Source organism: Ancylobacter sp. G4_0304 (assembly GCF_047501495.1).
In the GTDB taxonomy this organism is placed as follows: Bacteria; Pseudomonadota; Alphaproteobacteria; order Rhizobiales; family Xanthobacteraceae; genus Ancylobacter.
The window spans coordinates 144,320-167,393 of sequence record NZ_JAZDRM010000004.1 but is presented as its reverse complement, the minus strand read 5'-3'; the positions used below and the strand labels follow the sequence as shown (position 1 = coordinate 167,393).

Sequence of the window (23,074 nt, the reverse complement as noted above, 5' to 3'; positions counted from 1 at the left end):
CTCAATAACTCCATGTAGATCACTCCGCTGTCCCCCGCGATGCCGCGTGAGACGTGGTGAAAACATGGGTCAGTTCTCGATGGAAAAATCCGCTCCTGCCGGGTCAGATCTCAGTGGAAATCAACACAGCGGGCGCCCCCCGGCTTTCCGATCCGGAGAAAAGGCGGCTGGTCCGCGCGGTCTCGATCTCCTGAAGGCGGCGCTGCTCTTCCGGGCTGATGCCGGGATTGGGCGTGGCGATTCCGGGTGTCGGCACCGGCTGTCCGCGATCCTGGGTGCTGAGGATCGGCCGCCCGAGGTCACCGGGAAGTGGCGGACCGAGCTGCGGCACGCCACTGTAATCTCGCGGCAGGCCGGCCAGTCCGTCAGCGGTCGAGCGGTTCTCGGTCGAATAGAGTTCGTCGTTCGGCCGACCGCCGTCGCGTGTCTGAAGCGCGTAGATCAGCGCACCGCCGAGCCCAACGCTGGCGACAAGACCGAGGCCGGCGAGAACCTTCCGCGATAACCGCGTGACGCGGGGCGGTTCGGCGCGCAGGCGCATCGGCGCTGGCCCGACCGGCTCGCCGGTCAAGGGCTGCCCATCGTCGGGCACTTCCTCATTCCGGGGCGGGTTCTCGCTCATGAGGTCGGCCTTCCGTCGGTGCGGAAGATCCTGACGCGCTTCTGCTCGCGACCGGAGCCGAAACGCAGTTCGGCGGCGGCGAACAGGCGGTCGACGATCATGTGGTGGCCGCGAACGCGGTAGTTCACCAGCTCGGAGGTATTGCCCTCGGGGCCGACGACGAAGAGCGGCGGCATCTCGCCCTGACCGATGCCGCGCGGAAACTCGATGAAGACCTGGCGGCCGTCATCGAAGGCGCGCAGCGGCCGCCAGGGCGCGCGATCACCCTCGATCGCGTAGCGGAAGTTGACGTTGGCGAGATCGACTCCGCTCGCCACCGGCTGGGCGGCCTGCGCCTCGGCGTTCTGCCGGCGCAGGGCGATGAGCTGGTCCTGCGGATACTGCCAGGAGACCGATGCCATATAGGTCCGCTCGGTCGAGCGCAGCTCCATGTGATAGGTGCGCATGTTGGTGTTGATGACGAGGTTCGTCATCAGGTCGGCCCGCGTCGGCTTCACGAGGATATGGATTTGGCGCGTCGCGCCCGATCCGCTCTCGGTGTCGCCAATGATCCAGCGGACCGTGTCCCCGGCCGCCACCGGACCGGCGCCGACGAGCTGCTCGCCCGGCTGAAGCGCGATGTCGGTGATCTGCCCGACAGCAGTATAGACCTGATAGAGCGCCCCTTGCGTCCAGGGATAGACCTGCATGGAGTTGATGAAGCCGTCGCGCACCGGCTGGACGCGGGCCGCCTCATTGGCCTGATTGACGCGCGCCGTCGGGTTGGTCGGCTCGGGCGCGCGTCGCGTCTCCGGCACGGGCTGCAACTGGCCGGGTAGCGGCAGCGGCCGCGGCAGCTCGACCACGGTGACGGGCGCTGGCGGATCGACCGTCTGCACAGCCGGGGCCGCATTGTCGTAGGAGATTTCCGGCGGTGGATTGGTGGTCGCACAGCCGGCCAGCGCGCTCGTCGCCAGCAGGACCGCAGGGAATGCGGCTTTCCGCAGAACTGCGAATACGATTGTGTGTGAAGCCGGATTTCCGGCTTTACGGAAAGACGGCTTCATTGCCCAAGCTCCCGTGACCAGTTGATGGCGTTGACGTAGATGCCGAGCGGATTGGCCCTGAGCCGGTCGGCGTTGCGAGGAATCTGCACGACGATCGTCAGGATCGCCGTCCAGCGCGTGGTTTCGGCGAGCTGGCCGTTCTCATAACGACGTTCGACCCAGGCGACGCGGAAACTGTCGGGAGACGCGCGGATGACGCTTGAGACGTCGACGGCGACCTGCTGGCGGCCGACCCGCGTGAACGGGTCGTTCGAGCGGGCATAGTCATTGAGCGCCATCGCCCCGCGATCGGTCGTGAAGTCGTATGCCCGCAACCAGTTCTGACGCACGATGATCGCGTCGGCAGGAATCGAGCGGACCTGCTCGATAAAGCGCGCCAGGTGGAAGGCGATCTGCGGATCGGTGGGACGATAGTCGGCCTCGGCCGGCGCCACGGCTTGAGCCTGACCGACGCGATCGACCTGCACCACCCACGGCACGATCGTTCCGCGTGCCGACTGCACGACGAGCGCGGTAGCGAAACCGGCGGAGAGGATCAGGGAGCCGAAGGCCATGAGCCGCCAGTTTTTGGCCTGGATGCGAGAGGCGCCGATGCGCTCATCCCAGACCTGCGCCGCGCGCTGATACGGCGTCTCGGGTTCGGCCGCTTTGCCGTAATGGGTGGTGGGTCGTTTGAACATCAGCGATCGCCTTCGGACAGGTTGACGGAGGAGCCGCCGCCGTGGGCGTCGCCGGAGCGGACGGCATGGGCCGTGGCTTGCACGGCATGGGTCATGCGCTGGGAGCGGCGCATCCGCTGCGCCCAGGCGGGCGGTCCGCCGGCATTGGCGGCACCGGAGGACGCGGCGCCGTCACCGGCGGCATCACCGCCGATCGAGCCCATGGTGGAGGAGCCGCCCGTCGCCTCGAACGCGGCTTTGCCACCGGCGTTGAAGCTGGAGCGCATGCTCTCGGCGGCGCGGGAGGCCGCACGGCGGAGCGGTGAGACCGCAGCGCTGCCACCGGCACGAGCGACCCCGCCAAGCCCCGAGGCGACACCTGTCGCGCCGGACTGCCCGGCAGCGCCAAGGCTGTAGGCAGTGGAAGCCCCGCCTGCGAGCGCAGCACCGCCACGGGCGGCTGCTGCTGCGCCACCGGCGAGTGCCGCGCCGCCGGACGCGGCTGCGCCGACCGCGCCGACGCCTGCCGCCACCATGCCGCCTGCGGCGAGGCCTGTGCCGACGGCGGCGCCGGCGCTGAGTTGAGGACCGCCGGAGACGATGCCGCTCGCGATCCCGGGACCGAAGATGCCGAGGCCAAGCAACGACAGAGCGGCGAGCACGATCGCCATAGCCTCGTCAATAGATGGGTTCTGGCCGCCGAAGCCGGATGTGAACTCGGAGAACAGCGTAGAGCCAATGCCGATGATGACGGCGAGGACCAGGACCTTGATGCCGGATGAGATGACGTTGCCGAGCACGCGTTCGGCCATGAAGGCGGATTTGCCGAACAGGCCGAACGGGATCAACACGAAGCCGGCGAGCGTCGTCAGCTTGAACTCGATGAGTGTGACGAAGAGCTGGATGGCGAGGATGAAGAAGGCGAGCAGCACCAGAGCCCACGCCAGGAACATGCAGGCGATCTGGATGAAGTTCTCGAAGAACGACCAGTAGCCCATCAGGCTGGAGATCGAATCGAGCAGCGGCCGTCCGGCGTCGAGCCCGGTCTGAGCGACCTTGCCGGGGCGCAGAAGGTCGGCTGTCGTGAAGCCCGTGCCGCTGGCCTTCAGGCCAAGGCCTGCGAAGCTCTCGAAGATGATCCGAGCGAGATTGTTCCAGTTGCCGATGATGTAGGCGAAGACCCCGACGAACAGCGTCTTTTTCACCAACCGTGCGATGATGTCGTCGTCGGCGCCCCAGCTCCAGAACAGCGCCGCTAGCGTCACGTCAATGACGATCAGCGTTGTGGCGATGAACGCGACTTCGCCGCTAAGCAGGCCGAAGCCGCTGTCTATGTAGCGGGTGAAGACCTCGAGGAAGTGGTCGATGACGCCGGTGCCGCCCATGATACTACCGTGCCTCGTCGGGCTGGGGCGCGCTTTCACGGCGGATCGGATTGTCGGGGATCTCGCGCGGAATCGCATTCGGCGGAGGCGGTTCGGGGAGACGCTCCATCGGACGAGCGCCGGGCGCGAGAAAGCGATGACGGTTCTCTGCCCAGGCTCGGAGGCACCCCGGATCGCGCGGCCCCGCTTCGCCAAGGGACTGGCAGCGGATCAATTCGTCACGCAGGGGATCGGCCTGAGCCTGGGTAGAGCGGCCGGATGGCCAGGCCGCCGGCGCTTCCTCCTTGCGGGTCATCTCGATCGCGGTCGCGGTGACCGCGACCGCGACGAACACGACGGCGCCAAGCCGCGCGAGCATCTTGCCGTCCATGACCATGTCCTCAGTTGCCGTTCGGGAACATGCGGGCGTTGCCGGGCTGGTAGCCCGTGCCCGGCGTCAGGAAGCGGCGGCGCTGTTCGCGGCCCTGTTCGGCCGCTGCCGCCCGCTCGGCCTCGGAGAGGCTCTGTGCGCGGCCATTGGCGGCAACGACGGCGGTGAGGTCAGCGAGCTGTTGTGCTTGCAGGGCGAGAAGCTGATTGCCCGCCTGCGTCGCCTGAAGCGCGCCGGTCGCGCCCTGGCTTTGGCCGACGAGCGCCGTCATCTCACCGCGATTGGTGTCGATGTTGCCGACGACGCCGGCCTGCACGCGCATGGCGTCCTGCAAGCCTCCGACTGTGTTCTGCCAGCGCTCGCGCGCTCCCGCGACGAGCGCCTGATCGGACGCCGACATCGACGCGTTGCCATAGGTGGTCTGAAACGCACGGTCGATCTGCTGGACGTTGAGGGCGATGCCCTGCGCCTCCGCGAGAAGTTGCTGGGTGCGCTGCACCGACTGCTGAAGCTGCTGAATCGATGAGTACGGCAGGCTCGCGAGATTGCGAGCCTGATTGATCAGCATGGTCGCTTCATTCTGAAGCTGGGTGATCTGCTGATTGACCTGCTGGAGCGTGCGCGCCGCCGTCAGGACGTTCTGCGCATAGTTGGTCGGATCATAGACGATCCACTGTGCGGCGGCCGGCGGGGCGAAGATTGGCGACAGCGCGAGCGGCGCGGCAAGGAGCGCGGCGCCGATGCGCAGCGCGCGTGAGCGGGAACGAACGGAACGGGTCATGGGCGTGCCTCCGGATCGGTTTGGGGGGTGATGTTGGTGAGGTCGGCGATGAGGTCGGCGGCCCAGCCGAGCCGGTTCTCGCCAAGCCATTCGGCAAGGAAACCATCCGTGCCGCTGCGGGCGTGAACCGCGGCGATCAGCGCCTGGTGCTGCTTCGACGAGGCGGCGCAGAGCGCCAGCGCTACGTCCGACAGACCCAGCTCGAAGAGCCGGTTGCCGCGGCGGGACTGGCAGTAATAGTCGCGCTTGGGCATCGCGCGCGCGAGGATCTCGATCTGGCGATCGTTGAGGCCGAAGCGGCGATAGATGGCGGTGATCTGTGGCTCGATCGCGCGTTCGTTCGGGAGCAGGATGCGGGTCTGGCAGCTTTCGATGATGGCTGGGGCGATCGCCGAGCCGTCGATGTCGGAGAGCGACTGCGTGGCGAAGACGACGCTGGCGTTCTTCTTGCGCAGGGTCTTCAGCCATTCGCGGAGCTGGCCGGCGAAGCCCTCGTCGTCGAGCGCGAGCCAGCCTTCATCGACGATCAGCAGGGTTGGGCGACCGTCGAGGCGGTCCTCGATGCGGTGGAAGAGATAGGCGAGCACGGCGGCGGCAGCGCCGGTGCCGATCAGACCTTCGGTCTCGAAGACCTGAACATTGGCCTCGCCCAGATGCTCGGTCTCGGCGTCGAGCAACCGGCCGTAGGGACCGCCGACGCAATAGGGTCGCAGCGCCTGCTTCAGGTCGTTGGACTGGAGGAGGACCGACAGGCCCGTCAGAGTCCGCTCGGCGATCGGTGCGGAGGCGAGCGACGACAGCGCCGACCAGAGGTGCTCCTTGACCTCGGGCGTGACGGCAACGCTCTCGCGCCCCAGGATCGCGATCAGCCAGTCGGAGGCCCAGGCCCGCTCGGCGACGTCGTCGATGCGGGCCAGCGGCTGGAGCGACACGCTGTCGTCCGATCCTTCGGTAAGCCCACCGCCGAGATCATGCCAGTCGCCGCGCATGGCGAGTGCGGCAGCGCGGATCGAGCCGCCGAAGTCGAACGCGAACACCTGGGATTGCGCATAGCGCCGGAATTGCAGCGCCATCAGCGCCAGCAGCACGGACTTGCCGGCGCCTGTGGGGCCGACGATCAGCGTATGGCCGACATCGCCGACATGGATGGAAAGCCGGAACGGGGTCGAGCCTTCGGTTCTGCCGTAAAGCAGTGGGGGTGCGTCGAAGTGCTCGTCCCGTTCCGGTCCCGCCCACACCGCCGACAGCGGGATCATATGGGCGAGATTCAGTGTCGAGATCGGCGGTTGCCGGACATTGGCGTAGACATGGCCCGGCAGGCTGCCGAGCCAGGCATCCACCGCATTGATCGTCTCTGGCATCGCGGTGAAGTCGCGGCCCTGGATGACCTTCTCGACCATCCGCAGCTTCTCGGCGGCGATGCGCGGATCGTCGTCCCAGACGGTGATCGTCGCCGTCACATAGGCCTGGCCGGCATAGTCGGCGCCCAGCTCCTGCAGCGCCATGTCGGCGTCGGCTGCCTTGTTCGCCGCGTCGGTGTCGACCAGTGCCGAGGCCTCGTTGGTCATCACCTCCTTGAGGATTGCAGCGATCGACTTGCGCTTGGCGAACCATTGCCGCCGGATCTTGGTCAGCAGCTTCGTCGCGTCGGTCTTGTCGAGGAGGACGGCGCGGGTCGACCAGCGATAGGGAAAGGCCAGTCGGTTCAGCTCGTCAAGGATGCCGGGCGTGGTCGCGGTCGGGAAGCCGACGATGGTGAGGATGCGAAGATGCGCATCGCCCAGGCGCGGCTCCAGCCCGCCGGTCAGCGGCTGGTCGGCGAGTAGCGCGTCGAGATACATCGGTGTCTCGGGGACGCGGACGCGGTGCCGCTTCGTCGAGACGGTGGAATGCAGATAAGTCAGCGTCTCGCCGTCATCGAGCCAGGCACATTCCGGCATGAAGGCGTCGATGAGTTGAAGGATGCGATCGGTGCGGTCTGCGAAGCCGCGCAGTACCTCGTGCGCATCGACGCCGGCATGATCGCGACCCTCGTAGAGCCAGGTCTCGGCGCGGGCGGCGTCCTCGGCCGGTGGCAGATAGAGGAAGGTCAGGAAATAGCTCGACTCGAAATGCGCGCCGGCTTCCTCGAAGTCGGCCTTGCGCTCGGCATCGACCAGGCCGGAAGCGCTGTCGGCGAACATGCTGGCCGGATAGGTGGCGGCGCCATGGCGCTGCGCCTCGACGAAGATCGCCCAGCCGGAGCCGAGGCGACGAAAGGCATTGTTGAGCCGGCCGGCGACGGCCACCAGCTCGGCCGGTACGGCGCTGTCGAGGTCGGGGCCGCGAAAGCGCGCCGTGCGCTGCAAACTCCCGTCCTTGTTCAGCACCATGCCTTCGCCGACCAGCGCTACCCAAGGGAGGTAGTCGGCGAGCCGGGTGTTGCGGTTGCGATACTCGGCAAGGTTCATCATCGCGTCGCTCCTCAGACCGACAGGTGGCCGGGGATGCGCAGATGCTTGCGCACGACGTCGACGAACTGGGGATCGCGCTTGGCGGCCCAGACGGCCGCGAAATGCCCGACGGCCCAGAGGCCGAGGCCGACCAGCCAGAGGCGCAGGCCGAGGCCGAGCGCGGCGGCCAGAGTGCCGTTCAGGATGGCCAGCGAACGCGGCGCGCCGCCGAGCAGGATGTGCTCGGTCAGCGCCCGGTGGACCGGGACTGAGAAGCCCGGCAGTTCGCCGCCATGATCCGCGCCGTCGGCCATCAGACGAGCGCCCCGCCGCCGAACGAGAAGAAGGACAGGAAGAAGCTCGACGCGGCGAAGGCGATCGACAGGCCGAACACGATCTGGATCAGCTTGCGGGCGCCGCCCGACGTGTCGCCGAAGGCCAGGGTCAGGCCGGTGATGATGATGATCATCACCGCGATGATCTTGGCGACCGGCCCCTCGATCGATTCAAGGATCGACTGAAGCGGCGCCTCCCAGGGCATCGACGAACCCGACGCGTGGGCGGCCGGCGCCAGGGCGAGTGTGAGGAAAGTGACCGACACCGCCGTGGCGATGTGGCGGCGGATGCGCAGGGCGTGCTTGATCATGACGGGTCTCCTGTGAGGGGCTGGCTTGCGGGGATGACGCGGTAGTCGCCGTCGGGGCCGAGTCCCTCGATGCGAGCGAGTTCAGCCAGGCGGCGCGAAGCGCCGCGGCCGGAGAGCACGGCGACGAGATCGATCGTCTCGGCGATCAGCGCGCGCGGGACGGTAACGACGGCTTCCTGAATGAGCTGCTCCATGCGGCGGAGCGCGCCGATGGCGGTGCCAGCGTGGATGGTCCCGACGCCGCCGGGGTGGCCGGTGCCCCAGGCCTTTAGGAGGTCCAGCGCCTCGGAGCCGCGCACCTCGCCGATGGGAATGCGGTCGGGGCGCAGGCGAAGCGAGGAACGGACGAGATCGGAGAGCGAGGCGACGCCGTCCTTCGTGCGCATCGCGACGAGGTTGGGTGCCGCGCATTGCAACTCGCGGGTGTCCTCGATCAGGACGACGCGATCCGAGGTCTTGGAGACCTCGGCGAGCAGTGCGTTGGTGAGCGTGGTCTTGCCGGTCGAGGTGCCGCCGGCGACGAGGATATTGCGCCGATCGGCAACCGCCTGGCGCAAGGTCTCGGCTTGAGCCGCCGCCATGATCCCGGCGGCGACATAGTCGTCGAGCGTGAACACGGCGACGGCCGGCTTGCGGATCGCAAAAGCCGGCGCGGACACCACGGGGGGCAACAGCCCCTCGAACCGCTCCCCCGTCTCGGGCAGTTCGGCCGAGACACGCGGGGCACCCGGATGAACTTCGGCGCCGACGTGATGGGCGACGAGGCGGATAATGCGCTCGCCGTCTGACGGCGACAGTCGCTCACCCGTATCGGAAAGCCCCTCGGAAAGCCGGTCGACCCAGAGCCGCCCATCGGGGTTGAGCATCACCTCGACGATCGCGGGATCTTCCAGAAACGTGGCGATCGCGGACCCGAGGGCTGTGCGCAGCATGCGCGCACCGCGAAGGATCGCTTCCGATTTCTGGTGAGTGGCCGCCACGTCGTCCCCGTTCTCTTGCGGGACCGCGACATGCGGCCCTGGATCGGGGATGAGTAGAAGAGGCAGAAATCATGGCCTGACAACAACCATAATGTGGTCGTCGTACTGTGGCGTACAAAGACAGGGAAACGGCGGAACGCCCGAATACTTGCGATGCGTAGATCAGTGATTATTCCGCGTCGCGCGCGGGAATGTCTTCCGCGATTTCCTGCCTGAGCTTCGGTCCTTGCGCGAGTCGTCGGCCAAGGGCGGTGACGAAAGCTTCGTAGCGCTCGGCGGCCTTGGCGCGCGCCGCAACCTGTGCCGGCTCTGGCAGTGGCGGATTGGACGTCAGCCAGAAGCGAATGAACACGGCGAGCGTCTCGACTGAAATGCCAAGATCGCGCTCCATCCGCGCGATGCGACGATCGAGCTGGTCGAGCCGCTTAGTGGTGGCCGCCTCTTGCCGTTCCGCGGCATCAGGCGACAAGAAGGAGGCGATGCCTGCTTCTGCGACCAGCGACAGGGATAGGTCTCGCCGCGCGGCGTGCGCGGCGAGCGCCTTCATCACATCGGGATCGAGATAGACCGACAGCCGCTGTTTCTTGAGAGGTTTCGTCACGGCCGCCCCCTACAACTCGATCCCGTCGCCCGGGTCGAGCGATGCCTGACGGGCGACCTGGCGCATGGTCTGGGTCATGCGGCTGAGGCGCGCGGCATCCTCCTCGACGTCATCCCGAGGATCGATTTCGAACTCGTTCTCGATGACTGCCTTGCGCTCGACGGTCTTCGTTCGGCTGAGTTCGGGCTGATGGCGACGCTCGGATTCTGTCGGATCATCGTCCGACGCCTCCTGCGCGGCGATCGGTGCGTGGAGATCGGGCGCTGACGGCAGCGCCAATTTGCTCCAGTCGTCGGCTTGACCTGTCCTCGGCTTCGTCAGGGTCGGCGGAGCCAAGATGCGCTCCTGAAGCCGCTGATCCTCATAATATCGCGCCTTTTTCGCCCGGATCGGCGGAATGCCGGCGACCATGACGATCTCATCGGAAGGGGGAAGCTGCATGATCTCCCCCGGCGTCAGAAGCTGTCGGGCGGTCTCAGAGCGCGACACCATCATGTGGCCGAGCCAAGGCGATAGCCGGTGGCCGGCATAGTTCTTCATCGCCTTCATCTCGGTGGCGGTGCCGAGCGCATCCGAAACGCGTTTCGCGGTCCGCTCGTCATTTGTCGCGAAGCTGACCCGAACATGGCAGTTGTCGAGGATCGAGTTGTTCGGACCGTAGGCCTTCTCGATCTGGTTCAGCGACTGAGCGATTAGGAACGCCTTCAGGCCGTAACCCGCCATGAACGCCAGGGCGCTCTCGAAAAAGTCGAGCCGGCCCAGCGCGGGAAACTCGTCGAGCATGAGTAGCAGCCGATGGCGGTTGCTCTTGGCCTGGAGATCCTCGGTCAACCGGCGTCCGACCTGGTTGAGGATCAGCCGGATCAGTGGTTTGGTCCGGTTGATGTCGGATGGCGGGACCACGAGGTAGAGCGTGGTCGGATGCTTGCCGCCGACCATGTCGGCGATGCGCCAGTCGCAGCGCCGGGTGACCTCGGCCACGACGGGATCGCGATACAGGCCGAGGAAAGACATCGCAGTCGACAGCACGCCGGATCGCTCGTTGTCGGATTTGTTGAGCAGCTCGCGCGCCGCGCTGGCGATCACCGGGTGCGGGCCCGCGTCGCCGAGATGGGCGGTCTTCATCATCGCCGCGAGCGTCGACTCGATCGGCCGCTTCGGATCGGACAGGAAAGCGGCGACGCCGGCGAGGGTCTTGTCGGCCTCGGCATAGAGGACGTGGAGGATTGCCCCGACCAAAAGTGCGTGCGACGTCTTCTCCCAGTGGTTCCGTTTCTCGAGCGACCCTTCCGGATCGACCAGAATGTCGGCGATGTTCTGCACGTCGCGGACTTCCCATTCGCCGCGTCGCACCTCGAGCAACGGATTGTAGGCGGCCGACTTCGCGTTCGTTGGATCGAAGAGCAGCACGCGGCCATGCCGAGCGCGATAGCCGGCGGTCAGCGTCCAGTTCTCGCCCTTGATGTCATGGACGATCGCCGAGCCCGGCCAGGTCAAGAGCGAGGGCACCACCAAGCCCACGCCCTTGCCGGAACGCGTCGGCGCGAAGCACAGCACATGCTCGGGGCCGTCATGTCGAAGATAGTCACGCTCGTGTTTGCCGAGCACGACACCATCTGGACCGAGCAGGCCCGCGGCCTTCAACTCGTCAGGGCGCGCCCAGCGGGCCGAACCATAGGTCTCGACGTTCTTCGCTTCGCGTGCTCGCCACACTGACATGCCAATCGCGACCGCGATGGAGATGAAGCCACCCGACGCGGCGATATAGGCGCCTTCGACGAAGATCGGCGGCGCATAGGCATCGTAGAAGTACCACCACCAGAAGAAGGCGGGCGGATAGTAGATCGGCCATCCGGCGAGCTCGAACCATGGCTGCCCGAGCTGAGGTTGGAAACCGAAACGGTAGGCAGTCCATTGCGTCGCGCCCCAGGTCGTCATCAACACGATCAGGAAGACGGTGAGGATCTGGCCCCAAAGAATCTTCGTCGCCGACATGGCGGGGCACTCCTTTCTTGTTTGGGCTAGATGCCGAGGCCGCGATTGCGGCCGAAGCTCCAGTCGACGCCGCCGCCTCCGCGCGAGACGCCGGAGATGTGCTGGCCGAGCTGGCGTTCGAGGGATGGCGACCAGGGCACGAGCTGGAAGCCGAGGCCGTCGTCGATCATGGCGAAGCGGCCCGAGGCGAGCGCGAAGCGCTGCCGATAGGTGCCTGCCACATACTCGCCCGTTCCGGCCTTCGAGAATGGTCGGCCGGTCTCGGCCGCGAGCTTCTCTCCGAGCGCTTCGACCTCGCGCTGGCGCAAGGTCTCGATCAGCCCCGGCGAGAAGCTGACGCCTCGCGTTTGCCGCTCGGCGAGGCCTTGGCTGATGAGGTGTTCGGCCCGCCGGTCCATGGCCTGGCGCACTTCCGCGCCGAAGCCTCCGCCGCCGAGTGCTACCGGCTCGCGGGCGATGGCCTGCCGGTCGAGCCAGGTGGCGCCGGTCGCATGGACCTGTCGCTCGATATCGAGATCGGAGCGAACGGCGAGCGCGACACGGCGGCGACCCTGCGCATCGTCGAACTTGCGCAACTCGACGATCGACCCCGGCGCGCTGTCGGCGGCGGCGTCGAGATCGGGGAGCTTGATATGGTGGGTGCGCCCATCGGTGCCGTCGACCACGGCATAGGCCGTGCCCTTCAGCTCGTCATCGAGCCCCCGATCGACAAGCCGCCCAATAATCGGATCGTCGAGGCTCTCGCCGGCGAGCACATAGCTCGCGGCGCCACGCTCGATGCCGCGCTCGCTCAGGCCACGATGGATGCGCTTGATGATGTCGCCGCGTTCGCCGAGCGCGCGCAGCGTCTTCTCGGCATTCTCCGAGACGACCCACTGACCAGGGCCGACCTGATCGGCGAGGCCCAGCGTCTCCAGCTTCCGTAGCCGGCCGACCTTCAGCGCGTGGAATTCGTCGGGCTGGCGATCAGGATGCGGGGCGAGATCGGCCACGCCCGTGCGATAGCTGTCGCGGGCGATCTGGCGATCGAGATCGGTCCAGCGCTCCGCGCCGACCTGCCGTTCGAGGTTGCGGCGGATCTCATGCTCTGTCCGCGGCCCCAGCTCCTGGGTGACGAGGTCCTGCGCGCGGGCGCGCATGCCCTCCTTGATGTAGTCGCGGGAGATGACGAGGTCCTGGCCGTCATCGGTCCGCCCCCGCAGGATGATGTGGACGTGGGGGTTGTCGGTGTTCCAGTGATCGACACCGATCCAGTCGAGCTTGGTGCCGAGGTCCTTTTCCATCTGGCCCATAAGCTCGCGCGCGAAGGTCTTGAGGTCGGACATATCCGTCGCGTCCTCGGGCGAGACGATGAACCGGAAGTGATGCCGGTCGTCCTGGGTGCGCTCGGCGAAGGCCTTCGGATCGGCGTCCTCGCTCTCTGGGCCGAACAGGTGCGCCTTCTCTCCATCCCGGGTGACGCCCTCGCGGCGGAGGTAGCTGAGGTGAGCTGCGAGCGGCGCGGCCCGCGCGCTATGACGGACGACGCGGGTCTTGATGACCGTGTTGCGCGATCGGCTCGTGAGAAGACGATTGGCCTGCACCGTCGCGCGCTGCCCGCGCCCGAACCGCGAGCGGTTGCCCTTGCTGATCTGTCCGGTGCGCGAGATGCGGCCGCCAGCCCGCTGTGCGGCCGCGAGCGCCTGGGCGATGAAGGGCCGTGCCTGCTGGGCGCGGGTCGAGCGGATGCGACCAGGCCGGATGCGGAAATCGTCCTCGCCGCTCATGGTCGAGGCCCCGCACATCGCGCAATCGCGCGGAATTCTTTGGCGAAATGGCGAATGCGCAGGCTGCGCCGATCAGGCGCACCTCGCGCAGATGCGCCATAAGTCCCTGAAAACACACGACCGCACCAAGCCGCACATCGCCGGCTTTTATCTCGCCATCGTGCGGTTGTGCTGTCGGCTCCTCCTCTCCAGACCGCCCTTCGTCCGCCAGAACACGCCACAATGCGAACGGGTGCGAACGCGGTCATCGCGGACCACCGGGGACATTGCGCGCGACGAAAAGGCCATCGGTGCGCGAAGCCACCGGGCCTTGATCGCGCTCCGGGGCCGCCGCCGTCGTCGCGTCTGGCTCGCCCTCAGACTGCACCGGCGCTGCAGGTCCACTGCCAGCCGACTGCACGACAAAGAGCGGCGCCCGCGTCCAGGCGAGCGGATCGGCCGCCGCCACAACGACGGGGCCGGCGAGGTCACCGCCGCGGACAACGGGGGCAAGCGCGGCGACATAGGCGCGCGTTTCAGCCGGCAATGGGCGGCCCGCGAGATACTCTTCGTAGCGGCCCGGACCCGCGTTGTAGGCCGCCAGGAAGCCGGGCGATCCGTAGCGATCGTGCATCTCGCGCAGATACGCAGCGCCGGCCAGAATGTTGTCGCGCGGATCGTAGGGATTGCCGCCGAGCCGATGCCGGACGCGCAGTTCGGACCAAGTGGCGGGCATGATCTGCATCAGGCCCATTGCGCCGGCCGAAGAGATGGCGCGCACATCGCCTGCGCTTTCGACGCGCATGACGGCGCGTATCCATGCCTCTGGAACGCCGAAACGCTGCGCCGCCTCGGCGATGTAAGGGCCATATGGATCGCTGCGTGATGGCCGCTCGACCGGCGTCTGCTGGGCGTGGGCAGTGCTCGCGACCGGTGCGGCGAGGATCAGGCCGGAAAGGAGAAAGAGGGCTGCACGTCGGAGGGCGATCCTCCCTCCGACGACAGGCTTGATGCGCGCGGCGGGCATCGCTCAGTCCCGCTCGCCGCGCTTCGGCGGGCGATTCCAGTGCAGGCCCCAGGCGGATTTGTCGTCGGCCGACTGGAACAGGTTGGCGCGGATCGGATGTTCGAAGGTCGGATCGTCGAGCTGCAGCGAGACGTAGTCGCCGGCCTTCTCGCCGGTGCGCTTCCAGCCCGCGCCGATCTCCGCGCCGGTCTCGTTGCTCATCGTGTCGAGCACATGGACGCGGTAGTCGGGCGCGTTCTCGGCATCGGACGGCTCGGCCGCGACGATGATGATGTCCTGATGCAAGGACAGCGTCGTCAGGTGGCCGATGAAGCCATCATTTTCGCGAATGAATTGACCGATCACGGGCATGGGTCGTCTCCTTCATATTGCGGTGGATAGGGTCATGGGCGCGCCGTCACCGCGTCGGCGCGCGCCAAACGAAGCGGCTATCGCCGTCCTCGTCGGTATAGAGAGGGGTTGCCCGGCCGATCACGGCGGAGGCCGGGAGCGGCCCGAAGTAGCGACCGTCGAGGCTGTCGCGGACCTGCCAGTTCATCAGGAACAGCTCGCCGTTCGCGACCAACCGGCAGCCCTGCCAGACGGGCAGCGGGCGCCCGCGACGATCGCGATCGAGCGCGTCGCCCATCGGCACGCCGTCGACCGTGATGGCGAGCCCGGTCCGGCAAACCCGTTGTCCCGGGACCGCGGCGACGCGCTTCAGGAGCGGCACGCCGCGTGGCAGGTAGCCGCCATCGGACAGGAAGGTTGCGAGCGGCTCGGGTGCGTCGACGGCGACCAGATCGGTCACGTCGAGCGCGCCCACGTCGCCGATTGTGTAGAAGCCGACCGGCGTGCTGGCGGACGCGTTCCAGATCAGGCGCGGCGCGAACGAAGCGATCGAAGCCACGCCGATAAGCGAGACGGCCGCCGTAGTGACGATGGCGTAGGTAAGCCGGGTCATGCGCCGATCTCCCGACGCAGAAGAAAGGCGCGATGCTGGCGCGGACCATAGGCGCGCGGTGTTTCGCCGACGGTCATTCGGTTGTGGACATGGCGCCAATGGTCCGGCGAAACCTCGATCGGATCGATGCCGCGCGCTTCGATGGCGTCGATGAACTGGAGCATGCGCTCCACCTTTGGCCAGCCATCGACGTGCAGCAGGACCTCTGCGCCAGGCGTCACGGTCGGGACCGTCTGACACGGCGCATCGCACTCGACTGTGCGTAGGATGTCGAGGCGCGAGACCACGGTGCCGTGTTCGTTCCCCGCCCAGCGCACCAGCGCGAGGACGCTGCCGGGAGGGAAGAAGAGGATGCGACGGCGGCGGTCGAGGATCTGCTCGCGCCGCTCGCGACCGAAGCGGACCCAGTGCTCCGTCTGCTTCTCGATCCAGACGAGTTCGACCTGGGTGAACGCTTCGGGCGGCGGCTCGGCGGCAGCACGGCCGACGCGTTTTGGCGCGGCGACAAGGCCGGTCATTGTCCTTCTCCTGACGGGGGTGGGAATTCGCGCTCGAACAGCGCGCGCAGCATGTCGGCGACGGTCTGGCCGCGCTGGAAGGCGGTGATCTTGATGCGGCCCCGCATGTCGGCGGTTACGTCGATCGTCAGCCGGGCCGAGAAATCCTCGGCGGGCTGGCCGCGGGGCGCGTGGCGATCGGGCGCCTTGATCCAGCTTTCGGGATCGGCGGGACGCGCCGCAAAGCTGCGCTTCGGGGACCGCTCGCTCATGCGCCGATCCTCGCGACTTCCGCCGCGAGCGCGGCGATCTCGCGCGCGCCAGGGCAATCCTCGTCCTGCTCGGCGGCGAGCCGGCCGGTCTGCACAACGTCGGCAAAGACGATGCGCTGGCCGATTGTGGTCGAGAGCAAGGGCGGGTCGTGATCCGCCAGCGTTTCGGCGGTCTCGCGCGCCAGGATCGTGCGGGCAGCGCACCGGTTCAGCACGAAGCGCGCGGCGAGCTGCGGGCGATAGATGCGGGCCTCGCCGAGCAGCGCCAGCATTTCGGCCGACGCCCAGCCATCGAGCGGCGACGGCTGCACCGGGATCAGCACGAGATCGGCCGCGAGAAGCGCCGAGCGCATTAACCCCGCGACACGGGGCGGGCCGTCGATCACGACATGGTCGACGTCGCGGGCCAGCTCCGGCGCTTCACGGTGGAGCGTGTCGCGGGCCAGGCCGACGACACCGAACAACCGCTCCAGCCCCTCCCGGCTGCGCTGTTGCGACCAGTCGAGGGCCGAGCCCTGTGGGTCGGCGTCGATCAGCGTGACACGCTGTCCACGGCGAGCCCATTCGCCGGCGAGATGGAGGGCGAGCGTCGTCTTCCCGACGCCGCCCTTCTGATTGAGGAGGGCGACGATCATGACGGTCTCCCGGCGATCGGGGACTCGTCCACAGCGGCCGAAAACGGCCGTTGCGTTAGAAAGATTCCGTAGGAATCTAGGTTAGATAAGTTACGGGGCTCGCAAGCTGCTGATTCAGCGCGAGGAATCGACGATTCCGGTCCCCGATAGCACGAGAGTCCAGTCCCCGATGGCACGATAGTGCCGGTCCCTGATAGCACGACACTATTCACAGCTTATCCCCAGGGTGAGATTTGGTCCGGCGACGACGGCGCGGGGTGCCGAGGGCATCCGGATCGGTCGGCACGAAGGAGAGGATTTCCGGACCGCCGACGCCCTGCTCGATGGTCAGGCGGTAGCCGGGGAGCGGCTGGCGTTTGACGATGTCGCGGAGGTCGTAGGCGAAGTGCTTGAGCGGCGAGAGGCTGCCGGACTTCGAATGGAGATGCGGGAAGTCGAAGCTCCAGCCGAACTCCTGGCGACCGCCGTGCTTGCGCACCAGGCGGTAGAGCCAGCGTTCGAGCCCGCCGGTCAGGCCGAAGTAGTTTCGGTCGATCGTGAGTACGAGCGCGTCGTCCAGCACGGCGCCGTAGAACCAGTCGGGGACTATCAGTTCGAGCCCGAGCGGGCGGCCTCGGTGATCGGCGCGTTCCTTCCACTCGTTGATCCAGGAGAAGCGGTGCATCCGCCGCTCGGTCGGCTGACGGATGGACGTCGCCACCGTGGTCGACTGAAGCCGATCGAGTGCGGCCTTCAAGCGGTCGTAATCGCGCAGCGACACGCCACGACCGATGAAGTTGAGGATTTCATAGGGAGTGGTCGCCATTAGGCGCGACGGCCGCAGGCCGAGGTCGCGTGCTTCGACGATCTGCGAGGCGGCCCAGATCAGGACGTCGGCGTCCCAGATCGTCGCCATGCCGTGCTCGGCGACGGCTTCGACGCGAATCTTCACCGAGCCTGCCTTGAAGTCGATCGGCGCCAGGCGCTTCGACTTGGCGAGCGAGAAGAATGGATAGGCCATGAGGTCCTGCGCATCGCGGGGCGCAAGATCGCCGGGCAGCGCCCGGAACAGATCGAGCTGCGCACGCTCATCGCGATGCTGGTGGCGGGACGGCATGGCGCGCCGTCTCAGCGCGGAAAGCGCCCGCCGGCGGTGGCGGGAGATTTCGGCTGACGCTTGGCGGGCAGAACAGTGCCTGCGCGTGGATCGGAGGTGGAGGTCACGAGACCCTGGTCCGCCCAGGCCTGGAGGTCTTCCACCGCATAGACGACGCGACCACCAAGCTTGCGATAGGTCGGGCCGGTTCCGTAGGTACGGTGCTTTTCGAGCGTGCGCTCGGATAGGCCGAGGAACCGCGCGGCTTCCTGCGTTCTGAGATAGCGCTGCGGAATACTGGCGGCTATTTCGGCCATGATCGCACCTCCGTGTGCTCGCTGGTTGCCGCTGCGAACGAGCGGCGGGTTGCGAGCACCGTGGCGGGAGGCCGGCGCGTTCGACAGGAACGGAATTAGGAAGTTATTTTCGACACCGAGGGCGTGTCATCGCGAGCGACGCGGAAGCCGAAGGATTTTGCGGTAGCCGCCACGGACGAACGCCAGGCCGTCCCGGGCAAGGCGGACCGTCGTCTCGCGGACAGGGTTCTCGACCCAAGTCGCCGAGTCGTGTTTGAGGTTCGGGAAGAGCTGCGCGGCGATCTGGCGGTAGCTCGCTCCTGCGACACGGGCGTCGACGACGCGGAGCATCAGGCGAGCGCGCCGCTGGCGCTGCGGCGTGACTCGGGGGTCGGCGGGCGCACGCCGGTTCTTGATGGCGGCCCAGAAGCGCGCCAAAGCGGTGAGGCGGTCCGGCAGCAGATCATCGAGAATGAGAAGCGCGGCGAGCGCTTGGCGGCTGGACAATGCGGTCAGCGCGACGTCAAAGCTTTCGCGTCGCATCTCAAGCCGGACGAGCGCCTCGTCATACTGAAGGATTACATGGGCGTGCACATCTTCAGCGGTGAACGGGGGACCATCGGGCGCTGGGCCTGTCGTCAGGATGATCGCAGCCGGATCGACTTGCGGGGTCCAGAAGATCGGCTGGATGAGCGCCGAGTTGCGCGGGTCGGCGACGAAATCGCAACCCCCATTGGGCGGCAAACTCGCGCGCGGCGCTCTCGCTCAAGCGCCCGACGGCTATCAGCTCCCGATAGGATTTTCTGTAGTCTGGGTTGCGCCGCAGAAACTCCCAGGCAAGATCACCGGGCGTTAGCGCATCGATGTAATCGTAAGCGGCCTCAGACCGCCAGCTTTCGTCCTCGGACATCCTCCACCGCCTCCGCGCAATAAGACGCAACGCGAGTTATGCATGGGGCACGATTCCAAGTTGAATGAGGCTTGGGAATAACGAAGGTGGATGAAGGTGATGCGCGTTCCGCATCACCTCAGTGCGCGCGGGAGCCAAGGAACTCGCAGAAGCCGCCCTGCGTCATCCATCTGGCGCGTTCAAGATGTGCGTCGTAGACCTGCCGAGCGCGGGGCTCGTCCCGATCGGCCTCGAGGTCGAAGAGGACTTTAGCCACCTCTCGCCAATCCGCCCCTTGCGCCTCGGCATCGAGCAGACGGGCGTAGAGCTTTAGATGCGTCCGATCGTAGGCCGTCAGCGCCGCGCCGCCCGGTGGCTGGTCGAGAAAGTCCGTCTTGGTCACAACATCCCCCGAAGACGCGGTTTATCCATTCCGGGAAACATTGTTAACGCTGATTTGATCGCAATGATGAAGCGGGCAACACATGCGCGACGTCGTCGCGTTGCCGCGATAGCCGGAAAATCAGGCGTCTTTCTTAGCATCGACCAACAGCACTCCCTTGCCCTGGTCGGAGTTCAGGAAGACGATGCCGGCGCGTTCGAAAGCTCGTCTCACCTCATCGCGAGTCGTCTCGTACACCTCCAGCCCGCTATGGGATTCGAGGCGCTTGAGAGCGGTCAATGAGACCCGGGCCTTGTCCGCGAGCGTCTCCTGTGTCCAACCCAGCAACGCGCGTGCGGCCCGAAATTGTCGGGCGGTGATCATGCATGATCACCTCCCACACGGTCCTACGCGCACGCTAAAACTACGACTATAATAGTCGCTCTCGCCTCTGAATTCCAGCAATTTCGCCCTCGGCGAGCGGACTGCCGGTGTCGAAGCCGCTGCCTGATTCGGTCGTTCGAGAATGCGAAGGCCCCGGCCTTCCGGCCGGGGCCTGACGCGGGTCCTCAGTCGCTGCGCCGCCCGTTGGGACGGGACCAGATCAGCGAGTAGGTGTCCGCGTCCTCGTCGTCGAAGAGGTTGGCGTAGATGGGGCTGTTGAACGAAGGGTCGTCCAGCTTGAGGCCCAGATAGTCGCGGCCCTCGTTGGAGCGCTTGGTCCAGGCGGCCCCGATCTCGGCACGGCCGACCAGAACCCGGTGGCTCGGAGCGTTTTCGCCGGTGGCGCGGGTGTCGGGGACGATGCGCACGCCCTTGGCCTGGACGCTGAGGGTGACGATTTCGCCGGTGAACTCGTTCGAGACGGTCTTCTTGAAGGTGCCGATGGTCGCCATGGTAAGTCTCCGTTTTTCCGTATTCGAGCCCGCACCATTGCGGCCTCGATGGCGATCGGTTGGCCGGAGGCGATCGACGGCGCACCCCGAAGGGGCTGGACAGCTAAGGAGGGGTTTCTTGTCCCGCGAGGAATGGCGGCGCAGCCGGCAGGGGAAGAAAGTTCGACGCCGCTGTTGCGTCATAGGCGATCGAGGCGTCAGCCGGCCTTCGGCCAGATCAGGCCATTGAAGAGGCCGTTTGGAGCGGTTGAGGCACGGTCAGGAAACGGATGCGATGGCGGCCACCCTGCATCGGCATACCGGCGCTGATGCGGACCCCCTGGCGATTGCTCCCTCGTACAGGCAAGTCGCGCTGCATCCTCGCCGTCGCCGCTATCGGAGGGATCGTGACGCCCGGTAGCAGGTCGCGCACGCCGATGCAGTTGCCCCGGAGCGCTTCAGCGGGGTCGTGCGCAGGGTCTAGCGTCGAGTTTCGCTCCACGCTCCAGCCACACGCGCCTCAGACTGCGGAGGCGTTGGCGCCAACGTGATTTTGGTCCGTCGCATCGGCGCTGAATGTGGTCAGGCTCGCGCGAGGCCCGGACCGGATGGGGCGGGGGCCGTCGCCATCCCGGCGACCCGCACGAAGGCGGTAATGCCAACGGCAATCGCGCCGATGATCGAGAAGGCCATCTGCCAACCGTCGGACGGCATGAGGTGTTTGACGATGCCGTGGGTGGCATGGAAGCCGGCGAGCGCGGCCGGGGCAACAAAGGCGATGGCGACAAGCAGCTTCAGCCAGATGGGTCGCACGAACGCGATCATGAGGTTGCCGATGGCAAGAGTGATCGCCGCAGCGACCAAGCCGACAAGAATGGCGCCCACGATGCCGGCGCCGGTGCCGTGCGCCCAAGCGCCGACGGTCACGCCGACGAAGGCCGGCAATGCGAAGACGGCGAGAGTGAACAGCAGCCAGCACAGCGCGGCAATAGCGGCGAGCGAGGCGAGAATTGCGAGAATGATCATGGCGGTGGACTCCGTGACGATTGGTCTGACGGTCGCGCCTTCCACCACCACCACGGCACATGGCAACTGTAGCCGAAATGCGTCCGCGCCGGGAGCGGAAATCGCTGAGGATCTCCGCCCGGCAGCGGATCGCGCCGGTTACGGGGCGAAGGGGTCGATCTCATGGATGATCTCCGAGGCGTCCCCGTCGTATTCGCTGGCGGGAGCCACCGACAGGGTGCCGTCTCCGGCCTGGAAGATGACGATGGCGGCCATCAGGGTTGTGGCGAGGCTGAAGGCGAAGGCGTGAGCGTCGTTGAGGGACATTTGCTTGGCTCCTGCTGGAGCGGGGGACCATCCCCCGCCGACAGGCGCCCGAAGTGTTCGGCCGTGGACTGCAATCACCGCGCAGGCGCAGCCGCAGCGGCGGCATGCTCGCATAGCCGACCCTTTATGGGTTGATGGCGACAAGTCTGCGGCTGAACCAAGGATCAGCGCTGAAAGGCGGGGGTGGTTCTCGTGTAAGGAGACCAACGTTACTGGCCTCGAACCTTACTCTGCTTTGCTCCAGCCAAGTGCCGCTGGACGAGGATCTAAGATATTCTGCCGACGGCAGGCGTGGTGTCGCGAGGGAGGGCCAATGGCGGAGTTCACAGGTAGAGATCTGCATCTCGTGAAGAAGGCTCTCGCGATCGCCGTGTTGGCCATCGAACGTCAGCCGGGTCCCTTTCAGTCTTCCTCCGACCAGGCGGATATGAAGACGCTGCTCGATGCGCTGATCGAGAGCGATACTGAGCTCGCGCACTATGCGCGATCCGCCCGGATAGCAGTGACAGGCAAGCCGGACTGAAAGCGGCTTTGCGAGAATACGCCAACGCGCTTCTGCGGGATGGCATCAATGCAGAGAAACGTAAGGGCGGCGCTTAAGCGCCGCCGAATTTCCAGACTGGGATGCCGAGCTTCTTCGCCTTGTCGGCGAGGTTGTCCTGAATGCCGGTGCCCGGGAAGTGCATGACCCCGATCGGCAGGACGTCGAGCATCTGATCATTGCGTTTGAACGGAGCGGCCTTGGCGTGTTTGGTCCAGTCTGGAGCAAATCCGACCTGCGGCACCTTGCGATGGTCGGCCCAGCGGGAGGCGATCTTCTCAGCGCCCTTCGGTGACTTGCCGTGGATCAGCACCATGTCGGGATGCTTGGCGTGGACCTGGTCGAGCTTGGCCCAGATCAGCGTGTGATCGTTGAAATCGAGCCCGCCGGTGACGGCGATCTTAGGACCGGCCGGAAGCAGAACCTCGTTGTCGGCACGCTTCTTCGCGGCGAGGAAGTCGCGGCTGTCGATCATTGCCGAGGTGAGGTTGCGATGGTTGACCATCGATCCGCTGCGGGGACGCCAGGGTGAGCCGGTGTGCCGTTCGTAGTGCTCGGCGGCCTGGTCGCGCATCAGCTCGAAGGCGTTGCGACGTTCGATCATCGTCTGCCCTTCGGCCGTCAGGCGCTCCAGCTCGACGGCCTTCACCTCGGAGCCATCCTGTTCGCGTTGCCCACGGCGCTGCGCCTGCTCATTGTCGTCCAGCTCGCGTTCGATCCGGTCGGTGGCTCGGTGGAAGACGTTGACGGTCGACCAGAGGAGATCGTCGAGGTCGGGCTCGAGGCGGGTGTCTTCCAGGGTGACGATCAGGGCGTCGAAGACATCGGCGATGGCGCCGGCGACGTGGTTTCCTTCGGGCAGCGGCCTTCCGTCGGGTTCGTCCGCGAAGGGACGGTAGCCATAAAGCTGAAGCTCGGAGAGGACGTGGTCGGTGGGGGATGATTCGTGATGCGGCTCGTAGCTGTCGTCGTGCTCGCTCATCGGGATGCTCCTTCGTCGGTGTGACCGCGACCCTCGCGGCCTTCTGGCGACGAAAGCCAGCAGGCG

Annotated in this window: 29 protein-coding genes and 1 pseudogene; 1 reads left to right on the top strand and 29 read right to left on the bottom strand. The window is 66.6% G+C overall.

Going from position 1 to position 23,074, the window contains the following annotated elements; all coding sequences use genetic code 11:
- Window positions 1-127 precede the first annotated feature (127 nt).
- The 28 genes and pseudogenes from VRZ77_RS04080 to VRZ77_RS03945 form a co-directional block, all read right to left on the bottom strand.
- Window positions 128-622, bottom strand: a pseudogene (locus VRZ77_RS04080) (conjugal transfer protein TraI); the annotation flags it as partial.
- Window positions 619-1,668, bottom strand: a complete 1,050-nt coding sequence (gene trbG / locus VRZ77_RS04075) for a P-type conjugative transfer protein TrbG (RefSeq protein ID WP_037520560.1) — start codon at window positions 1,666-1,668, stop codon at window positions 619-621. The gene trbG and the pseudogene VRZ77_RS04080, both read right to left, overlap by 4 nt.
- Entirely contained in the window at window positions 1,665-2,348 is a 684-nt protein-coding gene (gene trbF, locus VRZ77_RS04070; RefSeq protein ID WP_037520558.1) for a conjugal transfer protein TrbF, read from the bottom strand. Before trbF ends, trbG begins: the two co-directional genes overlap by 4 nt.
- Complete coding sequence (gene trbL / locus VRZ77_RS04065; RefSeq protein WP_037520557.1) at window positions 2,348-3,712, bottom strand: P-type conjugative transfer protein TrbL; 1,365 nt, start codon at window positions 3,710-3,712, stop codon at window positions 2,348-2,350. The genes trbF and trbL overlap by 1 nt, the downstream gene beginning before the upstream one ends.
- Window positions 3,713-3,716: 4 nt before the next feature.
- Window positions 3,717-4,082 carry a putative entry exclusion protein TrbK-alt gene (gene trbK-alt, locus VRZ77_RS04060; RefSeq protein WP_037520714.1) on the bottom strand — a complete coding sequence of 122 codons (366 nt, stop codon included), beginning with the start codon at window positions 4,080-4,082 and terminating at the stop codon, window positions 3,717-3,719.
- Between the two features lie 10 nt (window positions 4,083-4,092).
- Window positions 4,093-4,863 (bottom strand): P-type conjugative transfer protein TrbJ, encoded by a 771-nt coding sequence (gene trbJ, locus VRZ77_RS04055; protein WP_037520555.1) that lies wholly within the window; start codon window positions 4,861-4,863, stop codon window positions 4,093-4,095.
- Window positions 4,860-7,316 carry a conjugal transfer protein TrbE gene (gene trbE, locus VRZ77_RS04050; protein ID WP_037520553.1) on the bottom strand — a complete coding sequence of 819 codons (2,457 nt, stop codon included), beginning with the start codon at window positions 7,314-7,316 and terminating at the stop codon, window positions 4,860-4,862. The genes trbJ and trbE overlap by 4 nt, the downstream gene beginning before the upstream one ends.
- A gap of 11 nt (window positions 7,317-7,327) precedes the next feature.
- Window positions 7,328-7,609: a VirB3 family type IV secretion system protein gene (locus tag VRZ77_RS04045; RefSeq protein ID WP_008827607.1), complete on the bottom strand. Its 282-nt coding sequence runs from the start codon at window positions 7,607-7,609 to the stop codon at window positions 7,328-7,330.
- Window positions 7,609-7,941 (bottom strand): TrbC/VirB2 family protein, encoded by a 333-nt coding sequence (locus VRZ77_RS04040; RefSeq protein ID WP_037455233.1) that lies wholly within the window; start codon window positions 7,939-7,941, stop codon window positions 7,609-7,611. The genes VRZ77_RS04045 and VRZ77_RS04040 overlap by 1 nt, the downstream gene beginning before the upstream one ends.
- A complete protein-coding gene (gene trbB, locus VRZ77_RS04035; RefSeq protein ID WP_037520551.1) occupies window positions 7,938-8,921 on the bottom strand; it encodes a P-type conjugative transfer ATPase TrbB in 984 nt (327 codons plus the stop codon). The genes VRZ77_RS04040 and trbB overlap by 4 nt, the downstream gene beginning before the upstream one ends.
- A 169-nt stretch (window positions 8,922-9,090) precedes the next feature.
- On the bottom strand, window positions 9,091-9,522 hold the full coding sequence (locus VRZ77_RS04030) for a hypothetical protein (RefSeq protein ID WP_037520549.1): 432 nt from the start codon (window positions 9,520-9,522) through the stop codon (window positions 9,091-9,093).
- 9 nt (window positions 9,523-9,531) lie between these two features.
- Window positions 9,532-11,517, bottom strand: coding sequence for a conjugal transfer protein TraG (locus VRZ77_RS04025; RefSeq protein WP_037520547.1), 1,986 nt, complete (start codon window positions 11,515-11,517; stop codon window positions 9,532-9,534).
- A gap of 26 nt (window positions 11,518-11,543) precedes the next feature.
- Window positions 11,544-13,283 (bottom strand): relaxase/mobilization nuclease domain-containing protein, encoded by a 1,740-nt coding sequence (locus VRZ77_RS04020; protein ID WP_037520713.1) that lies wholly within the window; start codon window positions 13,281-13,283, stop codon window positions 11,544-11,546.
- Between the two features lie 244 nt (window positions 13,284-13,527).
- A complete protein-coding gene (locus VRZ77_RS04015) occupies window positions 13,528-14,289 on the bottom strand; it encodes a lytic transglycosylase domain-containing protein (protein ID WP_051886771.1) in 762 nt (253 codons plus the stop codon).
- Window positions 14,290-14,292: 3 nt separating this feature from the next.
- Window positions 14,293-14,640, bottom strand: a complete 348-nt coding sequence (locus tag VRZ77_RS04010) for a DUF736 domain-containing protein (protein ID WP_037520546.1) — start codon at window positions 14,638-14,640, stop codon at window positions 14,293-14,295.
- Window positions 14,641-14,686: 46 nt separating this feature from the next.
- The gene (locus VRZ77_RS04005) at window positions 14,687-15,232 is read right to left on the bottom strand and encodes a S26 family signal peptidase (RefSeq protein WP_037520543.1); all 546 of its coding nucleotides are present in this window, start codon (window positions 15,230-15,232) and stop codon (window positions 14,687-14,689) included.
- Complete coding sequence (locus tag VRZ77_RS04000; protein WP_037520540.1) at window positions 15,229-15,750, bottom strand: DUF2840 domain-containing protein; 522 nt, start codon at window positions 15,748-15,750, stop codon at window positions 15,229-15,231. The genes VRZ77_RS04005 and VRZ77_RS04000 overlap by 4 nt, the downstream gene beginning before the upstream one ends.
- Entirely contained in the window at window positions 15,747-16,001 is a 255-nt protein-coding gene (locus VRZ77_RS03995) for a hypothetical protein (protein ID WP_037520539.1), read from the bottom strand. Before VRZ77_RS03995 ends, VRZ77_RS04000 begins: the two co-directional genes overlap by 4 nt.
- Window positions 15,998-16,636, bottom strand: coding sequence for a ParA family partition ATPase (gene parA, locus VRZ77_RS03990; RefSeq protein ID WP_037520537.1), 639 nt, complete (start codon window positions 16,634-16,636; stop codon window positions 15,998-16,000). Before parA ends, VRZ77_RS03995 begins: the two co-directional genes overlap by 4 nt.
- A 208-nt stretch (window positions 16,637-16,844) precedes the next feature.
- Entirely contained in the window at window positions 16,845-17,732 is an 888-nt protein-coding gene (locus tag VRZ77_RS03985; RefSeq protein WP_037520536.1) for a replication initiator protein A, read from the bottom strand.
- Window positions 17,733-17,743: 11 nt separating this feature from the next.
- On the bottom strand, window positions 17,744-18,028 hold the full coding sequence (locus VRZ77_RS03980) for a helix-turn-helix transcriptional regulator (protein WP_037520534.1): 285 nt from the start codon (window positions 18,026-18,028) through the stop codon (window positions 17,744-17,746).
- 126 nt (window positions 18,029-18,154) lie between these two features.
- Window positions 18,155-18,697 carry a DUF2285 domain-containing protein gene (locus tag VRZ77_RS03975; RefSeq protein WP_394092743.1) on the bottom strand — a complete coding sequence of 181 codons (543 nt, stop codon included), beginning with the start codon at window positions 18,695-18,697 and terminating at the stop codon, window positions 18,155-18,157.
- On the bottom strand, window positions 18,606-18,917 hold the full coding sequence (locus VRZ77_RS03970; protein ID WP_234791947.1) for a transcriptional regulator domain-containing protein: 312 nt from the start codon (window positions 18,915-18,917) through the stop codon (window positions 18,606-18,608). The genes VRZ77_RS03975 and VRZ77_RS03970 overlap by 92 nt, the downstream gene beginning before the upstream one ends.
- Window positions 18,918-19,035: 118 nt before the next feature.
- The gene (locus tag VRZ77_RS03965) at window positions 19,036-19,299 is read right to left on the bottom strand and encodes a DNA -binding domain-containing protein (protein ID WP_037520533.1); all 264 of its coding nucleotides are present in this window, start codon (window positions 19,297-19,299) and stop codon (window positions 19,036-19,038) included.
- Window positions 19,300-19,419: 120 nt separating this feature from the next.
- Window positions 19,420-19,662 carry a helix-turn-helix domain-containing protein gene (locus tag VRZ77_RS03960; protein WP_037520532.1) on the bottom strand — a complete coding sequence of 81 codons (243 nt, stop codon included), beginning with the start codon at window positions 19,660-19,662 and terminating at the stop codon, window positions 19,420-19,422.
- Window positions 19,663-19,847: 185 nt separating this feature from the next.
- Window positions 19,848-20,174, bottom strand: a complete 327-nt coding sequence (locus VRZ77_RS03955) for a DUF736 domain-containing protein (RefSeq protein WP_037520531.1) — start codon at window positions 20,172-20,174, stop codon at window positions 19,848-19,850.
- Between the two features lie 561 nt (window positions 20,175-20,735).
- Window positions 20,736-21,179: a hypothetical protein gene (locus tag VRZ77_RS03950; RefSeq protein WP_037520530.1), complete on the bottom strand. Its 444-nt coding sequence runs from the start codon at window positions 21,177-21,179 to the stop codon at window positions 20,736-20,738.
- A 138-nt stretch (window positions 21,180-21,317) separates the two neighbouring features.
- Window positions 21,318-21,485 carry a hypothetical protein gene (locus tag VRZ77_RS03945; protein ID WP_170828631.1) on the bottom strand — a complete coding sequence of 56 codons (168 nt, stop codon included), beginning with the start codon at window positions 21,483-21,485 and terminating at the stop codon, window positions 21,318-21,320.
- 313 nt (window positions 21,486-21,798) lie between these two features.
- Between VRZ77_RS03945 and VRZ77_RS03940 the strand changes: the two genes are divergently transcribed.
- A complete protein-coding gene (locus VRZ77_RS03940; RefSeq protein ID WP_037520529.1) occupies window positions 21,799-22,008 on the top strand; it encodes a hypothetical protein in 210 nt (69 codons plus the stop codon).
- A gap of 73 nt (window positions 22,009-22,081) precedes the next feature.
- Here VRZ77_RS03940 and VRZ77_RS03935 read toward each other — a convergent pair whose 3' ends face one another.
- Window positions 22,082-23,008, bottom strand: coding sequence for a DUF2493 domain-containing protein (locus tag VRZ77_RS03935; RefSeq protein WP_037520527.1), 927 nt, complete (start codon window positions 23,006-23,008; stop codon window positions 22,082-22,084).
- Window positions 23,009-23,074 lie beyond the last annotated feature (66 nt).

What these genes read in the sequence shown, in the direction of transcription:
- trbG (WP_037520560.1), bottom strand. Translation starts at nt 1,668, where the DNA reads ATGAAGCCGTCTTTCCGTAAAGCCGGAAATCCGGCTTCACACACAATC.
- trbF (WP_037520558.1), bottom strand. Translation starts at nt 2,348, where the DNA reads ATGTTCAAACGACCCACCACCCATTACGGCAAAGCGGCCGAACCCGAG.
- trbL (WP_037520557.1), bottom strand. Translation starts at nt 3,712, where the DNA reads ATGGGCGGCACCGGCGTCATCGACCACTTCCTCGAGGTCTTCACCCGC.
- trbK-alt (WP_037520714.1), bottom strand. Translation starts at nt 4,082, where the DNA reads ATGGACGGCAAGATGCTCGCGCGGCTTGGCGCCGTCGTGTTCGTCGCG.
- trbJ (WP_037520555.1), bottom strand. Translation starts at nt 4,863, where the DNA reads ATGACCCGTTCCGTTCGTTCCCGCTCACGCGCGCTGCGCATCGGCGCC.
- trbE (WP_037520553.1), bottom strand. Translation starts at nt 7,316, where the DNA reads ATGATGAACCTTGCCGAGTATCGCAACCGCAACACCCGGCTCGCCGAC.
- VRZ77_RS04045 (WP_008827607.1), bottom strand. Translation starts at nt 7,609, where the DNA reads ATGGCCGACGGCGCGGATCATGGCGGCGAACTGCCGGGCTTCTCAGTC.
- VRZ77_RS04040 (WP_037455233.1), bottom strand. Translation starts at nt 7,941, where the DNA reads ATGATCAAGCACGCCCTGCGCATCCGCCGCCACATCGCCACGGCGGTG.
- VRZ77_RS04025 (WP_037520547.1), bottom strand. Translation starts at nt 11,517, where the DNA reads ATGTCGGCGACGAAGATTCTTTGGGGCCAGATCCTCACCGTCTTCCTG.
- VRZ77_RS04020 (WP_037520713.1), bottom strand. Translation starts at nt 13,283, where the DNA reads ATGAGCGGCGAGGACGATTTCCGCATCCGGCCTGGTCGCATCCGCTCG.
- VRZ77_RS04015 (WP_051886771.1), bottom strand. Translation starts at nt 14,289, where the DNA reads ATGCCCGCCGCGCGCATCAAGCCTGTCGTCGGAGGGAGGATCGCCCTC.
- VRZ77_RS04010 (WP_037520546.1), bottom strand. Translation starts at nt 14,640, where the DNA reads ATGCCCGTGATCGGTCAATTCATTCGCGAAAATGATGGCTTCATCGGC.
- VRZ77_RS04005 (WP_037520543.1), bottom strand. Translation starts at nt 15,232, where the DNA reads ATGACCCGGCTTACCTACGCCATCGTCACTACGGCGGCCGTCTCGCTT.
- VRZ77_RS04000 (WP_037520540.1), bottom strand. Translation starts at nt 15,750, where the DNA reads ATGACCGGCCTTGTCGCCGCGCCAAAACGCGTCGGCCGTGCTGCCGCC.
- VRZ77_RS03995 (WP_037520539.1), bottom strand. Translation starts at nt 16,001, where the DNA reads ATGAGCGAGCGGTCCCCGAAGCGCAGCTTTGCGGCGCGTCCCGCCGAT.
- parA (WP_037520537.1), bottom strand. Translation starts at nt 16,636, where the DNA reads ATGATCGTCGCCCTCCTCAATCAGAAGGGCGGCGTCGGGAAGACGACG.
- VRZ77_RS03985 (WP_037520536.1), bottom strand. Translation starts at nt 17,732, where the DNA reads ATGCCGTCCCGCCACCAGCATCGCGATGAGCGTGCGCAGCTCGATCTG.
- VRZ77_RS03980 (WP_037520534.1), bottom strand. Translation starts at nt 18,028, where the DNA reads ATGGCCGAAATAGCCGCCAGTATTCCGCAGCGCTATCTCAGAACGCAG.
- VRZ77_RS03970 (WP_234791947.1), bottom strand. Translation starts at nt 18,917, where the DNA reads ATGTCCGAGGACGAAAGCTGGCGGTCTGAGGCCGCTTACGATTACATC.
- VRZ77_RS03960 (WP_037520532.1), bottom strand. Translation starts at nt 19,662, where the DNA reads ATGATCACCGCCCGACAATTTCGGGCCGCACGCGCGTTGCTGGGTTGG.
- VRZ77_RS03955 (WP_037520531.1), bottom strand. Translation starts at nt 20,174, where the DNA reads ATGGCGACCATCGGCACCTTCAAGAAGACCGTCTCGAACGAGTTCACC.
- VRZ77_RS03950 (WP_037520530.1), bottom strand. Translation starts at nt 21,179, where the DNA reads ATGATCATTCTCGCAATTCTCGCCTCGCTCGCCGCTATTGCCGCGCTG.
- VRZ77_RS03945 (WP_170828631.1), bottom strand. Translation starts at nt 21,485, where the DNA reads ATGTCCCTCAACGACGCTCACGCCTTCGCCTTCAGCCTCGCCACAACC.
- VRZ77_RS03940 (WP_037520529.1), top strand. Translation starts at nt 21,799, where the DNA reads ATGGCGGAGTTCACAGGTAGAGATCTGCATCTCGTGAAGAAGGCTCTC.
- VRZ77_RS03935 (WP_037520527.1), bottom strand. Translation starts at nt 23,008, where the DNA reads ATGAGCGAGCACGACGACAGCTACGAGCCGCATCACGAATCATCCCCC.